Source organism: Ginsengibacter sp., from assembly GCF_057362405.1.
Genome location: NZ_JBMQQG010000040.1, coordinates 1 through 12,736, shown reverse-complemented (window position 1 = coordinate 12,736; position 12,736 = coordinate 1). Strand labels below are relative to the sequence as shown.

At 37.2% G+C, this 12,736-nt stretch carries 16 protein-coding genes; 8 read left to right on the top strand and 8 right to left on the bottom strand.

Annotated features, from left to right (window positions below; genetic code table 11):
- On the top strand, window positions 1-1,002 hold a 1,002-nt coding region (locus ACO1O5_RS03235; RefSeq protein WP_486268398.1), incomplete at its 5' end, for a discoidin domain-containing protein.
- A gap of 109 nt (window positions 1,003-1,111) precedes the next feature.
- On the opposite strand, the gene ACO1O5_RS03230 is transcribed toward ACO1O5_RS03235, so the two are convergent.
- Window positions 1,112-1,288 (bottom strand): hypothetical protein, encoded by a 177-nt coding sequence (locus ACO1O5_RS03230; protein ID WP_486268397.1) that lies wholly within the window; start codon window positions 1,286-1,288, stop codon window positions 1,112-1,114.
- An 18-nt stretch (window positions 1,289-1,306) separates the two neighbouring features.
- On the opposite strand from ACO1O5_RS03230, the gene ACO1O5_RS03225 reads away from it, so the two are divergent.
- Together ACO1O5_RS03225 and ACO1O5_RS03220 are read left to right on the top strand one after the other, a co-directional pair.
- Window positions 1,307-2,749, top strand: a complete 1,443-nt coding sequence (locus ACO1O5_RS03225; protein WP_486268396.1) for a phytoene desaturase family protein — start codon at window positions 1,307-1,309, stop codon at window positions 2,747-2,749.
- Window positions 2,750-3,151: 402 nt separating this feature from the next.
- The gene (locus ACO1O5_RS03220; protein ID WP_486268395.1) at window positions 3,152-3,601 is read left to right on the top strand and encodes an Hsp20/alpha crystallin family protein; all 450 of its coding nucleotides are present in this window, start codon (window positions 3,152-3,154) and stop codon (window positions 3,599-3,601) included.
- A gap of 14 nt (window positions 3,602-3,615) precedes the next feature.
- Here the strand turns inward: ACO1O5_RS03220 and ACO1O5_RS03215 are convergent, their stop codons facing one another.
- Window positions 3,616-3,822: a hypothetical protein gene (locus tag ACO1O5_RS03215; protein ID WP_486268394.1), complete on the bottom strand. Its 207-nt coding sequence runs from the start codon at window positions 3,820-3,822 to the stop codon at window positions 3,616-3,618.
- A gap of 374 nt (window positions 3,823-4,196) precedes the next feature.
- Here ACO1O5_RS03215 and ACO1O5_RS03210 point away from each other — a divergent pair, with 374 nt between their 5' ends.
- Window positions 4,197-4,574, top strand: coding sequence for a response regulator (locus ACO1O5_RS03210; protein WP_486268393.1), 378 nt, complete (start codon window positions 4,197-4,199; stop codon window positions 4,572-4,574).
- A gap of 5 nt (window positions 4,575-4,579) precedes the next feature.
- On the opposite strand, the gene ACO1O5_RS03205 is transcribed toward ACO1O5_RS03210, so the two are convergent.
- Both ACO1O5_RS03205 and ACO1O5_RS03200 read right to left on the bottom strand, forming a co-directional pair.
- On the bottom strand, window positions 4,580-4,840 hold the full coding sequence (locus tag ACO1O5_RS03205) for a hypothetical protein (protein WP_486268392.1): 261 nt from the start codon (window positions 4,838-4,840) through the stop codon (window positions 4,580-4,582).
- Window positions 4,841-4,981: 141 nt separating this feature from the next.
- A complete protein-coding gene (locus ACO1O5_RS03200; RefSeq protein WP_486268391.1) occupies window positions 4,982-5,455 on the bottom strand; it encodes a nucleoside deaminase in 474 nt (157 codons plus the stop codon).
- An 84-nt stretch (window positions 5,456-5,539) separates the two neighbouring features.
- Here ACO1O5_RS03200 and ACO1O5_RS03195 point away from each other — a divergent pair, with 84 nt between their 5' ends.
- Window positions 5,540-6,274 carry a class I SAM-dependent methyltransferase gene (locus ACO1O5_RS03195; protein ID WP_486268390.1) on the top strand — a complete coding sequence of 245 codons (735 nt, stop codon included), beginning with the start codon at window positions 5,540-5,542 and terminating at the stop codon, window positions 6,272-6,274.
- 35 nt (window positions 6,275-6,309) lie between these two features.
- On the opposite strand, the gene ACO1O5_RS03190 is transcribed toward ACO1O5_RS03195, so the two are convergent.
- The 4 genes from ACO1O5_RS03190 to ACO1O5_RS03175 form a co-directional block, all read right to left on the bottom strand.
- The gene (locus ACO1O5_RS03190) at window positions 6,310-7,737 is read right to left on the bottom strand and encodes an SET domain-containing protein-lysine N-methyltransferase (RefSeq protein ID WP_486268389.1); all 1,428 of its coding nucleotides are present in this window, start codon (window positions 7,735-7,737) and stop codon (window positions 6,310-6,312) included.
- Between the two features lie 27 nt (window positions 7,738-7,764).
- Window positions 7,765-8,886 (bottom strand): ATP-binding protein, encoded by a 1,122-nt coding sequence (locus ACO1O5_RS03185; protein WP_486268388.1) that lies wholly within the window; start codon window positions 8,884-8,886, stop codon window positions 7,765-7,767.
- 24 nt (window positions 8,887-8,910) lie between these two features.
- Complete coding sequence (locus ACO1O5_RS03180; RefSeq protein ID WP_486268387.1) at window positions 8,911-9,420, bottom strand: SET domain-containing protein-lysine N-methyltransferase; 510 nt, start codon at window positions 9,418-9,420, stop codon at window positions 8,911-8,913.
- Between the two features lie 193 nt (window positions 9,421-9,613).
- Window positions 9,614-10,714 carry an adenylate/guanylate cyclase domain-containing protein gene (locus ACO1O5_RS03175; RefSeq protein WP_486268386.1) on the bottom strand — a complete coding sequence of 367 codons (1,101 nt, stop codon included), beginning with the start codon at window positions 10,712-10,714 and terminating at the stop codon, window positions 9,614-9,616.
- Between the two features lie 142 nt (window positions 10,715-10,856).
- On the opposite strand from ACO1O5_RS03175, the gene ACO1O5_RS03170 reads away from it, so the two are divergent.
- From ACO1O5_RS03170 to ACO1O5_RS03160, 3 genes are read left to right on the top strand one after another with little or no spacing between them, the layout of a single operon-like run.
- Window positions 10,857-11,618: an ROK family protein gene (locus ACO1O5_RS03170; protein ID WP_486268385.1), complete on the top strand. Its 762-nt coding sequence runs from the start codon at window positions 10,857-10,859 to the stop codon at window positions 11,616-11,618.
- An 11-nt stretch (window positions 11,619-11,629) separates the two neighbouring features.
- Window positions 11,630-12,091, top strand: a complete 462-nt coding sequence (locus tag ACO1O5_RS03165) for an RpiB/LacA/LacB family sugar-phosphate isomerase (RefSeq protein ID WP_486268384.1) — start codon at window positions 11,630-11,632, stop codon at window positions 12,089-12,091.
- Between the two features lie 28 nt (window positions 12,092-12,119).
- Entirely contained in the window at window positions 12,120-12,731 is a 612-nt protein-coding gene (locus tag ACO1O5_RS03160) for an HAD family hydrolase (RefSeq protein ID WP_486268383.1), read from the top strand.
- Window positions 12,732-12,736 lie beyond the last annotated feature (5 nt).

Genomic DNA, 12,736 nt, shown 5'->3' with positions numbered 1-12,736 from the left:
ACTGCTTCTAATGTTCGCGGCAACAATAAAAAATTTGGAGTTGACAACGCTGTTGATAATGATAAAAACACTTATTGGGCGACAGATGATAATGTAAAAACGACTTCACTTACAATAGATTTGGCGAAGCCAACAACGTTCAACCGTTTCCTGGCTCAGGAATATATCAGGTTGGGGCAACGGGTAAAAGCGTTTACCCTTGAAGCGTTAGTTGATGGTGGTTGGCAAGAAGTAGCCAATGCAACAACAATTGGCTATAAACGCATTCTTGTTTTCCCAGGTGTAACAGCAACAAAAATTCGTTTTAATATCACCAATGCGAAAGCCTGTCCCGTCATTTCCAACATCGGAGTTTATAATGCGCCGCAAATCCTTACCGCTCCTTCCATCATCCGAAATCAATCCGGTGAAATAATTATTACCCCTGGCGATAAGGAGTCCGTTGTTTACTATACATTGGATGGAAGTGCCCTGACCCCGCATTCGAAAAAATATACTGGTCCCGTTCCAACCGAAGGGAAATTGGACGTAAAAGCAATTGCTTACGATGCTACTACGGGCAAGAGCAGTCCTGAGAGCCAGGAAACATTTGACCTGTCCCGTAAGGATTGGAAAATTGTAGGAATAAATGATGACAAAGCCAAAGCAATTTTAGACGGAGATCCTTCTACGGCATGGCATCAAAGCAATGATAAAAAAATGCCGGTTGATCTAGTCATCGATTTGGGAAAAGAAGAAACATTGTCTGGTTTCAGGTATTTGCCTGACCAGGGATTATGGAATCCCGGAATCATCACCAATTACCAGTTTTATGTTTCGAACGATAACGTTGAATGGACGTTGGTTGACGAAGGCGAATTTTCTAATATTAAAAACAACCCTTTGTGGCAAACAAAAAAATTTGGAACTGAAAAAGCCCGCTTTATGAAACTAAGAGCTTTGAAGAATACAGAGGGTAATGATAATACAGGATATGCTGAAGTGGGGATCATTACAAAATGATTGATATAATTTGTTTGAATTTAAGAGATAATTTAGTTACAAGTATTTGAGTATGTAAAAAAGAATTAGAAATCATTTATGATTAAGTATTATTTCTTCCCCTATTGCATCACAAAATTTTTATCTTTTTGTTAGCCAGCTTCCATCCAGCAAGTGGAATAGTTTTATTTTCCAGGGTTTGCAACATCTCTTCTAAAAATTTAATCAGGTAATTTCGCTGTATACCTGTTGTACTCCATTTATCTTTATCTGCACTTTTTGGCGCAATTTTAAATTTTAAATACATCAAAGTGGTACAATTAATGTGAATACAAAACATGATGTTGTTGTAGTTGGTTCGGGACCGAATGGTTTTGCTGCTGCAATTACCATGCAGCGTGCAGGATTGAATGTGTTGCTCATCGAAGGGAAAAAAAGTTTGGGGGGTGGCATGCGTTCGGCCGCACTTACACTTCCGGGTTTAATTCATGATGTTTGTTCGGCCGTTCATCCGCTTGCGGCAGATTCTCCTGTTTTCAGGCAGTTTAATCTTGAGCAGTTTGGGCTTGAATATTTAACACCAACGTACGCGGTTGCCCATCCTTTTGATGATGGCTCATTAATAACCATACAATCTTCTGTAGAAATTACCGCTGCTCAGTTTGGTGAGGATTCCAATAATTATAAAAGAGTTTTTTCGACATTGGTTAAAGAATGGCCGTCCATCCGGTCATCGTTTTTAGGCCCGTTGCATGCGAGTACTCTCTCTACTGCGAAAATAAAATTTGCTTATTATGCGCTTAGTTCGGCAAGTCATTTTGCAAAACACCAGTTTGCCAGCATTAAGGCTCAATCGTTTTTTGCGGGCCTGGGAGCGCATTCTATGCTTGCCTTGAATACCCTTACAACTTCGTCTATGGCAATAGTTCTTAATATACTGGCACATGTTAACAGGTGGCCTTTGCCGAAAGGAGGAGCACAGCAAATAACCAATGCTTTGTCAGCGTGTTTTAAAAGTTCTGGGGGAGAAATACAAACAGGGAACATGATAACTTCGCTGAAACAATTGCCATCTTGCAAAGCATTAATTCTTGATGTCACAACTAAACAACTATGCACCCTGGCAGGAGAACAATTTTCTACATTGTACAAATGGCAGCTAAAAAGATACAAATATGGACCTGGTATATTTAAAGTCGATTGGGCATTAAGCGAGCCGGTACCTTTTATGAATGCACAATGCAGGCTGGCACCTTCCGTTCACATCGGCGGAACCATAAAAGAGATATACGACAGCGAGTTAATTATTTCGAAGAATCAACATTCGGATAAACCTTTTATTTTATTGGTACAACCGGGTGTTGTTGACATCACGAGAGCACCGCAGGGCAAATTCGTAGCATGGGCTTACTGTCATGTTCCCAATGGTTCCACAATTGACATGACGCATGCTATTGAAAAGCAAATAGAGCGTTTTGCTCCTGGCTTTAAAGACTGTATTCTTGCCCGGCATGTAATGAATTGTAATGATATGGAAACTTATAATCCCAATTATGTAGGCGGAGACATTAACGGCGGTGCGGCTATTGCTACTCAGTTATATTCACGCCCTGTACTGCGGCTTTCCCCATACCGCACCTCAGCAAAAGGTATTTATGTTTGCTCATCTTCAACGCCACCAGGCGGCGGTGTCCACGGTATTTGCGGTTATTACGCTGCAAGACGTGCATTAAAAGATTTGTTTGATGTACGTCTTCCGTTTCTCTAGGTTTATCCACGGTTGCAGAAATTGATAGTGCTTTTTTAGTATAGACGTAGATACCCTTCCGTGCTGTACCTTGAAGAAACTTCGGTCAACCCTGGGCGTTAGGTTCGAACTTTCCTGCCTTTTTTTGGAAGAAAAATAAGACCAAACAATCACTCACACTATGATAACAAACCAGGTTTATATGGTGGAGATTTTGGTGAACAATTTAACGAATTTGCCAAATGGGTCAATACTGATATCGGAAGTAATTAAAGGCGATGGTAATTTAGATCGTGGACAAACATGGCAGGCATATTATTTGCACTGATGTTTTTGAGAGGAGAGTCGCACATTAATTAAGGAACATTTGATCGGATTTATCTCTACGCCAGCTTTCTAATTCAACTTTAAACCGCGAATGTAATGTCGATTTCAAACAATCATAAGGAAGCAATTTCAACTTATCCGGGAGAATATGTTCCTGACAATTTTAAGCTCGAAAATCTTATGGAAGAATTGTCAAAGCATCATGAAGGAGGGAGGAATCCAGATTATAATATCTCTGAAACTTCTGAATACTATAAAATAGAGTTGGCAACGCCCGGACTAGAGCGAGAAGATTTTTTTGTGAATATAACGGAGTCTGGTTTCCTTTCTATTTCGGCTTTACATAACCAGGACTTCATGGGCGAAGATGAGCACTATAAAAAACGCACGTTTAATTATGAATGCTTTCATCGCGAAATTTTGATCCCCACGGACGCTGATACGGATTTTTTAAAAACCGGGTACGAAAAAGGTATTTTAACTTTTTGGTTTTTAAAAACCACAGGACCGTGCCAAAAAAGACCGTCAACCGTTGTAGTATATTGAGTGTGTAATGTTTTTTACGTTGATGACAGAGATGATGTTATTTTTTCTATACTGATAGATGTTATCGGCATAGGCCACGATATCTCAACTCCTATATCCTTTAGCCAGGGTATATGTTTGCAAATTACTGCAATAGTACCTTCAGCAGTATACTTCCGGATGTTTACTTCGTATATGTTAGTGCCGTTAGCCCACGAAATAGTTGGAAATGCTAGGCTCATTTAAGTTGTTTGATCGCGATATAATTGATAATGTACGAGAGTAATTAATTCTAAATCTTTATACCAATAGTTAAATTTATTCCTGTTGCTCATAAAAAACGCCGATCTGGTTAAGTATTTCGTCCATAATTGAAAGTACACTACGGCCTGATTCGTGAGGCATCAAATCACTTCCAATTTAATTGAGGGGATATAGTTTGAACAAAGTTTTTTGGCAGGTTTATGCGGAAGCGCACACCTAAAAAAAATTAATGAAACGATGATATTGAAGTAAGATGCCAAGTCATTTTATCTCTTAGCTTTGTTTTGACCAATTATTTTATCAGCCTCTTTAAGCTTGAAGAAATCCGCACAATTTTTGATAACTCAGCAGTATGCTCCGCATTTACGTAATTGACGATGATATGGACCTTTTAAAAGTGGTGGAAACGCTTTTAATAAAGAGAGGGTTTGACATATATACTTTTACAGATTGGGAGTTGGCAAACAAGTCGATGAAAATATTTGAGCCGCAATTAATATTGTTGGATGTTTTTCTTTCAGGAATAGATGGCCTGGATGTTTGCCAGAAACTTAAAGCATCGCCGTACACAAAACATATTCCCGTACTTCTTTTTTCGGCTTTCCCCAGAATTGCCGAAAGTGCTATACACGATTATGGAGCTGATGATTTTATTGCGAAACCTTTTGAAGTCGGCGACTTAATAAAAAAGGTGCACTCCGTTTTGGCTAAGAAAAATGTTTCGGCATAGCGGAGCTATGAAATCTTCGATTTTAAAAGGCTTTCGATAGCGCTGCAAGGTATCAGGAAAGGTTTATCGGTAATGGTAAGACTAAGGTTCTGTCCTCTTACGTTATAATGGCCTTTTATTGAATTAGCAAAAACGGATACTTCGAAATTTCCTGAATTGACATCGCCGGTAAATTCGCCATTCTGGCTTTCTATGGCTGCCTTTGCTTTCGCCAAAATACTTTCGGCGTCACCGGTAAATGGGATAAAAAAGGTACACATTGACATACAGCAAATTTATACTTTTTACTTTTAGAAAATGGGGACTTATTCCTACCCCTGTTTGTAGATTTAAATTCACAAACATAAAGCAGCGGATACATGCAGAAATAAATCAAGTCATCTAATGGTCATTTAACAGATGGTATTTTAATAGAGCAGTTTATCATTTTTATCTACCCAACTTTCAAAAACCGCGAATGCATCCTTACGGCATAAATTTATTAAGGGAATTTTTCTTTGCCCAATGTCACATTTTATTTCATCATAAATCATAGAATCGTCAAATCCGACGGAAGCTGCATCATCCCGCGTGTTAGCATAATATACAACCTTAGGACGTGCCCAATAGATAGCGCCAAGACAAATAGGGCAGGGTTCGCATGAAGAATAAATTTCACAATCGTCTAACTGAAAACTCCCAAGATTTTTGCAGGCATCTCTTATAGCCATCACTTCTGCATGGGCCGTAGGATCGTTTTCGACGGTTACTTTATTATTTCCCCGGCCAATAATTTCATCATTCTTTACTATAACACAACCAAATGGCCCTCCTTCATTATTTCCAATAGCTTTTTTTGAAAGTGTTATGGCTTCCATCATAAATTTTTCTTCTCTGGTCATATTTTTTTTATTACTATAAAGATAAACCGGTTTCATAAGTTATTTATTCTTTCCATCTTCTTTCAATGAATCATCTTTGCACCTATGAAGGACAATTTTTCAAAACAGTCAGACTTATATTCGAAGTTTCGCCCTGGATATCCAAAACAATTATTTGACTTTCTACTTCCCTTGCTGCCTGTGAGAAAAGCAGCATGGGATTGCGGCACAGGCAATGGTCAATTAGCCGTTACATTGTCCAAATATTTTACCGAAGTATATGCCACCGATATAAGTGCGGCTCAAGTTGCCAATGCCACAAAGAAGATAAATATTTTTTATTCTGTGCAAAGCGCAGAAGATACTATGTTGCCGGATAATAAATTTGATTTGATAACGGTTGCCCAGGCTATACACTGGTTTGATTTTGAGAAATTTTATAGGCAGGTAAACAGAACTTTAAAGCGAGGCGGCATTATTGCTATAATAGGTTATGACGTATTCAAAATAAATAAAGAAATAGATGTATTGATTGATAAATTTTACAGGGAAACTACCGGCCCTTACTGGGATGCAGAAAGAAAATATATTGAATATCATTATTCAACAATTCCTTTTCCCTTTAAAGAAATTGATACCCCGGAATTCTCCATGAATTATTCCTGGGAGTTTGAACAGGTAATTGGTTATTTAAATACATGGTCGGCAGTGCAGCATTACATAAGAAAGAACAATGAAAATCCTGTTGATAAATTTTCTGTCGAACTTAAAAGAGTTTGGGGGAATGTTTTAAAAAGAAAAATATCGTTTCCTGTTTTTATTCGCACAGCGAGAAAGTAAGTAGCGGATCTCATCGAATGACTTGATAGCTCACTTTAGAATTTATTTTTTTCCTGGAAGGTTACAGAATTTTCATGCACACCCTGAATAACTTTTTTGCAATTCTCTGCTCCGCAGTTGCAGATAAAACTTTCCATTTCATTATTAAGAAAGGTAGTGTAGTCCAGTGTTAGCTCTTCTCCTTTCGCAATAGGTTTTACAGCAACTACGTTTAACCCTGCATATTTGGTGTTGGGGTTACATGAATGATTTTGAGGCGACCATTCCGCAGGTGCATTATCCCATAAAACATATACCTCGCTACTTACAGGCCATGCATATCTTCTGAAATTTTCGCGTTCCTCATCATTCCAGTTTTGTTCCACATATTTTTTTGTAACGAGCCTGTGTGGCTGTTCTTCACTTGCAAATATTATTTCTCCCTGTGCAATATATTTTGCTGCATAAATGCCATAACCCGCCACGGCATTACATTTTACGACATATTTCTTTTGTTTTTCAGCATGGCGAGCTATTCCTTCTTTAATAATTTTTTGCAAAAAACCTTGCTTGCCTGTAGGGTCATTCATTAATATATAATCAGCAGATCCTTCGTATCCCTTTTCATAAAATACGGAACAGGTAAAATTTATTTCGAGAAAAAATATTTCATTTTTGTCGTTAACCCTGAAATCAAGGCGGGCGTAACCCTTACCGTTAAACGCTTTAAATATTTTTGAGGCGGCTTCTTTTAACTTTTGCCCGAGTTCCGGTTCTTTACAGGGAATGTTACATTCCTCGTGGAGTTCAGATGTTTTAAGTGAGTAGGTTTTAAATTTCTTTCCTTCAGGAAAAACAAATTCAAGCGGGTTATAAACAGAGCAATTGTTTTTGTCGCCTGGTTCTGCAACTACCAAAACGGTAAACTCTCGTCCGGCAATATATTCTTCTACTAACAGTTCCTGGTAATCTTCCAGGAGTTCATCAATTTTTTTCTTTAAATTCTTTTCATTTCTCACGAGAGAATCAGCATCAATACCAAGGCTATCACCTGCTTTAGCTGGTTTTATAAATAAAGGAAATTTCAATTTCGATACTACTTCACTTCTTTGCTCAATATGTGTTACTAATACATACGCTGGCGTTTTTATTCCACATGTGTAAGCCACATATTTCATTAATTCTTTTGGGGGATCATACAATAATGGAGTAGGGCCGGTGTACGGCAAGTTTAGCATTTCAAAGGAATGTATCACATCAATTGAAGGAACCGACCATTCAAGGTATCCTTCACAAAGATTCACGAAGATGTCATAGTTCTTTTTTCGAAGCTCTTTTAATTTCTTGTAAGTGGAAAGCTTGTTCAAAAAAACATGATCAACAATATCGCCGGGAAGCAGTGAAGAAAGATTTCTTGGGGGATCATAGTATTTATAATCGACATCCGTAGTGGAGTAATCAGGCTGCAACACACAAACTTTCATTGTATAATTTAAATTGAAGTTTTCTAGTTAAATAAGTTCGAGTTGTCTTGCCTTTTTTTGCTTTGTAATGTGTTTATGAGTTAAGGCATTTCTTATAATAGTAGCAATCAACGAACCAAACGAATTACCCGAAAGGCGGAGGATGGCACCTATAGAAGTAAAATTTTCGTCATCGGATAAACCACATTGTGCATTCACTTCAAGTACATACATTTTGCCGGTGTTTTTATCCATCCTAATATCAATACGGCCGTAGCCTTTTCCTCTCACCGCTTTATAAGCATCAAAGCTTATTTTGCAGATATTTTTTAAGAGCGATTGATCCGGCGTCCGGTAATTATAAAAATCCTCATTATTGTTTATCGGCGTTTCGTCTTCATAAATTTCCCAAAGTCTGTCGAATGATAAAAATTTTTCATGAGCTGGCAGTGAATTATTAAATTCCCTTTCAACAGGCATGTAAATCTTACATTCTCTAATATTAGCACCACTGCCCACTATAAGCGTTGTAAACTCCGGGCCGTCAATAAACTTTTCTGCAAATACACCGCCATCAACCAGGTTCCATCCATGGTATCCTTGCAACAGCTTGTCATACTGTTGTAATAATTCCTTTGAATTTTTCACCACTGAATGAATGCCGACACCGAGACTTCCGCCGGAAATAGCCGGTTTTACAATAACAGGGTTACCTAACTTTTTAAAAATTGATTTGGCATCTGAAGGCTCATCTGTGATAATTTGCCAGGGCGGCGTAGCGATATTTCTTGCCTCAAAAACCTGCTTCATAATTATTTTAGAAGTGGTGGTCCGATAGAAATATTCATCTGATCCGGTAAAACAAAGGCCACTTTTTTTGAGATACCTTATAACATTTACGCCCGGTGCATTATTTATTTCATCGCCATCGCAAAGATTTATCACGACTACATTTTCCGGATTAGGGCCGGCGATAATTAAATCGATGATTGCTTTGAAATCACTGTTAGTAACCGGTTGCCATTGCCATTTTATATTTAGTTCTTTAAATGCGGCGGTAAATTCTTCTATGCTTTGTGTGTAGTCGTAATAATAGTCAAGATTCGCATCATTTGTTTCAACAAAAGGAGCTAAGACCCATACAAAAAGTTCTTTATGAAATGGAAGCATAGTTTTTTAAGATCATTTGCATGATCATACTTTTTGCAGGTGAGGTATGTTTAACTTTTGCATTATAAAATCAGTAAACTTATAATGGTGAATAACTTCCTGTGATAAAAACGACGCGCCCTGTATTTTATGAAGGCAATTGTTTGCTCCGCAAAAACAATTAAATGGCGAAGCCATTTCAAATTCTGTTGAAGGATAAAAAAATGTAAGTTCATCTCCTGATGAAATGTCTTTAAGACAACTTAATTCCATTCTCGTTGTATCGAAAAAAACATTGGGATTACAACTGTGATTAATGTATTGTAAAACTTCCGGATCAAGAATTATGTGAATTCCTTCATTAACCTGAACCGTGTATTTATTAGGGGCAGTAAGGGTTTCAGCCGCTTCAAACTTTGAAAAAACATCACCTGCTTTGTAGGAAACGGTGGCGTGTAAAGATTTTTCACCCGTTAGATTATTTTGGTAAAGTGTTGCGAAACCGTAGTGGGAAATTTTGGTTAGGTTCGGCAGAGAATAAGCAGAATAATTCATTTGGATTTTTTAATAATTTGTTTACATTTTAATAACATATCTAAATTATCTTAAAAAACATATTGAATGCAATTATATGTATGAAAACTTATTAACAAATGTGAATATAGATGCAATGTTTTATAAAGTGAAATTAAATGCATATCAATTATTGATTCAATAAAACAAAAGACTCACTGTATTAACGTTTCAATTAATTTATAATTGTTGGTATTGCACTACTTCTTCTTACACTATAAATCTCAGTGATTCCTTGTTTACCTCTTAGTTGGGTTTCTGCAATCTTTGTATAGATGTAAGATGATTTTTCCTTGATAAGTTCATCATACATTTTTTTTGAAATCAATAATTTTTCGTTGTAAAAATTACAAACTGCCTCAATGCGTGATGCCGTGTTTAAAGTATTTCCATGGTAAGCAATTTCTTTTTTGATGTCTCCAATTTCAACGACCGTTACCATTCCGATACTCATGCCCGCTTTAAAGTCGGGAATAATTCCATAAGTCGCCTTATAATACGCTGACCTCTTCGAAAGCTCATCATTAAATGCCCAGAAAGCGTCTACGCATTGGGTTACATATTTCATCTTATATCTTTCCCAGGTAAGAACCGCTTCGTCGCCTACATATTGATAAATCTGGGCATTGTAATGTTGTACCACTGCGAGGTCGTAAAAACAATCTTTTATAAAACTGCTGTAAGCGATATGCCCGAGCTTTTCAGCAATGGTGGTAGAAGACTTAAGATCCACGAACATAAATATTCTGTATTCTTCTTTAGGTTTATAAAATCTGCCGGTAACCAGTTTGACAAAATTCCCGCTTCCCAACAGCCTGGTAATTTCCCATAAAAAACTTAACGACAGGTTTACCAATAAAACATATAAATAATAAATTAAAGTAGAGGGAGATTTAATAAAATCCCAAAACCTAACGGGATTCGTTTCCATCATTCTAACCGACAGGAAATAAACAAGCGTCAGAAGTGATATAATCAGCAATTGATCAATTGCTAAACGCAACATTACTCTCCATAAGGGAATCTTTCTAAAAAAATATTTCTGAAAAACGTGATGAAGTGAACCAAAGATTACTCCGGATACAAGTGAGAAGAATGGTAATAATAAAATAGATTTTAAAAAAGTAAAATGAAAATGTGGTAGTCCTGAAACTCCTACCTGTCGCATCATGTAGAAGAATATTAATGCAATGAACCAGCCGGCTGTAAAGAATGTAACATGCTCCTTCCATTCTTTTGGAATATGCCTTCTTATATTTTTTTTAATTAAATACACTTTTAAAAAATGGTATTCTGTATATTCATTTAAATCATTTACTCAAATCTAAAAATAAATCGTATTTATATTTGTGTTCTTTGATTGATAACTATTTGTGAATTCAGGCCAACAATAACTGCTAATTAAAAATGTAAAAGCGATGTTTACAGAAAATGAACAAAAGATACTTTCGATTGATATTGGTGGTTCTAATATTAAAGCTACTGTATTAAATGCGTCCGGAACCTTTTTGGACGAGTATCAAAAATTGCCGACTCCTTCACCTGCCAATCCTGATAAAGTACTTGATGTAATTAATCAATTAGCACAAAAGTTTTCGGCGTTTGATAAAGTAGCTGCGGGCTTTCCGGGCTATATTAAAGATGGTATAGTGAAAACAGCTCCTAACCTGGGTACACCAGCATGGGCAAATTTTGATCTTGCCAAAGCGCTGGAAGATCTATTGCACAAACCGGCACTTATTGTTAATGATGCTGATTTCCAGGGACTGGCAGTTGTAAGTGGCAGAGGGCTTGAGTTAATGATAACATTAGGTACCGGCTTTGGTACAGCCTTCTTGCGCGATGGTGTTTTAATGCCGCATCTTGAAATTGCACATCACCCGGTTACAAAAAATAAAGATTACGATGAATACATAGGAGAATTTGAATTTAAAAGAATAGGCAAGAAAAATTGGAATAAACGTATGAAGAGAGTGATCGGGATTTTAAAGGTAGTTTTTAATTACGATCGGCTTTATATCAGCGGTGGCGGCGCAAAAGAAATAAATTTCAAGCTCGATGATAATATTGTTATTGCCGGTAACAGGGATGGTATTAAAGGTGGCGCCCGGCTTTGGGAACAGGAACATAAAATGAATGCCGGGAAATATGAAATGGCTAATATGTCCGAAAAAATTTAATACTTATTAAAATGAAAATAGGAATAGCCGCAGATCACGGTGGTTATGATCTTAAAGAAACAGTGTCCTCGTTTCTTAAAAACCTTGGTTATGAAATAAGTGATTTTGGTGCGTACGAATTAGACACAAAAGATGACTACCCGGATTTTATTATACCACTGGCACGGGCAATCGCAGCTAAAGAAGTAGAAAGAGGAATCGCAATATGCGGAAGCGGAGTGGGAGCGTCTGTTGCTGCTAACAAAGTTGCAGGGGTGAGGGCTGGTCTTATTCATGATCATTTTTCAGCACACCAGGGAGTTGAGGACGATGATATGAATATGATTTGTTTGGGAGGGCGTGTTACTGGCTTTATGGCGGCAGAAGAGTTAATTACAGCTTTCTTATCGGCAAAATTTATCGGCGGTGAAAGACATAAAAGACGTTTGCAAAAAGTTACGGCGCTGGAACAGAATTATAATAATGAGCGATAAAAATTTAAAAATCAATTAAAATTATTCAATGAGTCAACAATATAAAATTTTGTTCTCCGACATAGGAGGCGTATTGCTAACAAATGGTTGGGGGCAAGAATCACGCGAAGCAGCCGCGAAAAAATTCGGTATTGAGTATAATGAGATGGACTTGTTGCACGACTTTATATTTAATGTTTGGGAAATGGGCAAGATATCAATGGACGATTATCTTGATACAACCGTTTTCAATCACCCAAGGAATTTTTCCAGGGAAGAGTTTAAAGCATTTATGTTAGAGCAGTCGGTGGAGTTGCCCGGCACACTACAATGGTTAATTAAATGGAAATATAAGAATCATTTTATTAAAACAATATCGCTGAACAATGAACCGAAAGAACTGAATGAGTACCGGATTCAAAAGTATCAACTTCATAATTTTTTTGATGCATTTGTATCTTCCTGCGAGGTTGGTATGCGTAAACCTGATCCGGGTATATTCAGGTTGGCATTGGGTATCGCCCAGGCGCAACCGCATGAATGTCTATATTTTGACGATCGTCCAATGCTGGTTGAAGCTGCAAAAAAAGAAGGAATTCATGCACATCATCATACAAGTTTCGAATATACGAAGGAGATTATCAGTTCACTAATTGGCTGATTCTT

Coding starts and splice junctions, on each gene's coding strand:
- ACO1O5_RS03205 (WP_486268392.1), bottom strand. CDS start 4,840: ATGTCAATGTGTACCTTTTTTATCCCATTTACCGGTGACGCCGAAAGT.
- ACO1O5_RS03200 (WP_486268391.1), bottom strand. CDS start 5,455: ATGACCAGAGAAGAAAAATTTATGATGGAAGCCATAACACTTTCAAAA.
- ACO1O5_RS03195 (WP_486268390.1), top strand. CDS start 5,540: ATGAAGGACAATTTTTCAAAACAGTCAGACTTATATTCGAAGTTTCGC.
- ACO1O5_RS03170 (WP_486268385.1), top strand. CDS start 10,857: ATGTTTACAGAAAATGAACAAAAGATACTTTCGATTGATATTGGTGGT.
- ACO1O5_RS03215 (WP_486268394.1), bottom strand. CDS start 3,822: ATGAGCCTAGCATTTCCAACTATTTCGTGGGCTAACGGCACTAACATA.
- ACO1O5_RS03160 (WP_486268383.1), top strand. CDS start 12,120: ATGAGTCAACAATATAAAATTTTGTTCTCCGACATAGGAGGCGTATTG.
- ACO1O5_RS03165 (WP_486268384.1), top strand. CDS start 11,630: ATGAAAATAGGAATAGCCGCAGATCACGGTGGTTATGATCTTAAAGAA.
- ACO1O5_RS03180 (WP_486268387.1), bottom strand. CDS start 9,420: ATGAATTATTCTGCTTATTCTCTGCCGAACCTAACCAAAATTTCCCAC.
- ACO1O5_RS03230 (WP_486268397.1), bottom strand. CDS start 1,288: ATGTATTTAAAATTTAAAATTGCGCCAAAAAGTGCAGATAAAGATAAA.
- ACO1O5_RS03220 (WP_486268395.1), top strand. CDS start 3,152: ATGTCGATTTCAAACAATCATAAGGAAGCAATTTCAACTTATCCGGGA.
- ACO1O5_RS03185 (WP_486268388.1), bottom strand. CDS start 8,886: ATGCTTCCATTTCATAAAGAACTTTTTGTATGGGTCTTAGCTCCTTTT.
- ACO1O5_RS03210 (WP_486268393.1), top strand. CDS start 4,197: ATGCTCCGCATTTACGTAATTGACGATGATATGGACCTTTTAAAAGTG.
- ACO1O5_RS03190 (WP_486268389.1), bottom strand. CDS start 7,737: ATGAAAGTTTGTGTGTTGCAGCCTGATTACTCCACTACGGATGTCGAT.